Origin of the sequence: Microcystis sp. LE19-10.1B, from assembly GCF_027530565.1 — a bacterium.
In the GTDB taxonomy this organism is placed as follows: Bacteria; Cyanobacteriota; Cyanobacteriia; order Cyanobacteriales; family Microcystaceae; genus Microcystis; species Microcystis aeruginosa.
This window is the reverse complement of record NZ_JAPZQM010000583.1, coordinates 1-1,188: the sequence shown is the minus strand read 5'-3', so window position 1 is coordinate 1,188 and position 1,188 is coordinate 1. Positions and strand designations below refer to the sequence as shown.

Below are 1,188 nucleotides of genomic sequence, written 5' to 3'. Positions count from 1 at the left end.
GTAGTTTTCCTCGATGCTGGTGTTACCGATTATCAAAGTCTCCAAGCTGGGGTAATCCCTGGAGTCGCCACGGTTATTCTCTCTCCCAACGAAGACGGAATCGAACAAATATCCGCTTTTTTACAACAAAATCCCCAGATTACCACCATTCACCTCTATTATTAAATCGGTGCGTTACGCTATCGCGCTTCACCCCTAAGAGTAAGCGGACAACTCAAATGAACCAAACAACCGCCAATTATGATGAACCCTGGAAAGAAGCATTAACCGAGTATTTTGAAGCGTTTTTATACTTCTTTTTTCCTGAAGTTCACCAATTGATTGATTGGACAAAAATTCCCGAATCTCTAGAAAAAGAACTCAAACGGATTACCGCTTCAGCAAAGACAAAAAAACGTTTCGCTGACAAACTCTATAAAGTCTGGTTACTCAGGGGTGAAGAAGTGTGGATTTTGATTCATATTGAAATTCAAAGTCAATACGAAGAAAATTTTCCTCAGAGGATGTATATTTATAACTATCGGGCCTTTGATTTGTATCAGAAACCAGTTATCAGTCTGGCAATTTTAGGAGATGAACGAGTAAATTGGCGACCAGATTCCTATAATTATACTATCGCTGGTTGTGAAGTCAGCCTCAAATTCCCAACGGTTAAATTACTGGACTATGAGGAAAGATGGTCAGAACTAGTGGCAAGTAGTAATCCTTTTGCTATAATAGTCATGGCACACCTGAAAACAAAAGCGACTACTGGGAAGCTGCCACAACGGGAACAGTGGAAGTGGAGGTTAATCAGGGGATTATATGAAAAGGAGTTCGAGAGGGAACAGATAATTAAACTGTTTGAAATCATCGACAATCTGATGACTTTATCCTCTGAATTACAGTCAAGTTTAGAAAGTAAAATCAAACAATTTGAGGAGGAAAGAACCATGCCTTTAATGAGTAATATGGAGTTACGAGGGATAGAACGCGGTAAGGAAATTGGAGCGTTAGAAAATGCTCGTGATTTTGTGAAAAAAGTTTTGGAAAACCGACTAGGCGAGCTCCCTGGAGATATTGGACAATGTCTCAATGATGCTTCAGTTATTTCGGTTTTAGAAGAGATGTTAAAAGCCGCACTTATAGTAAATTCTTTTGAGGAGTGTAGGAAGTCTTTTAGTATCATCATAAATAAGTAGTGTGGGT

At 39.1% G+C, this 1,188-nt stretch carries 2 protein-coding genes; both read left to right on the top strand.

The window, feature by feature from the left end:
• Positions 1 to 165 (top strand): DUF4347 domain-containing protein (locus tag O9332_RS21180; RefSeq protein ID WP_353853436.1); only part of this gene is annotated, 165 nt, incomplete at its 5' end.
• A gap of 53 nt (positions 166 to 218) precedes the next feature.
• Positions 219 to 1,181 (top strand): RpnC/YadD family protein, encoded by a 963-nt coding sequence (locus tag O9332_RS21175; RefSeq protein ID WP_288027270.1) that lies wholly within the window; start codon positions 219 to 221, stop codon positions 1,179 to 1,181.
• Positions 1,182 to 1,188: the final 7 nt, after the last annotated feature.

Bases quoted from the DNA above. Each gene is read 5' to 3' on its own strand.
- O9332_RS21175 (WP_288027270.1), top strand. From the start codon at position 219: ATGAACCAAACAACCGCCAATTATGATGAACCCTGGAAAGAAGCATTA.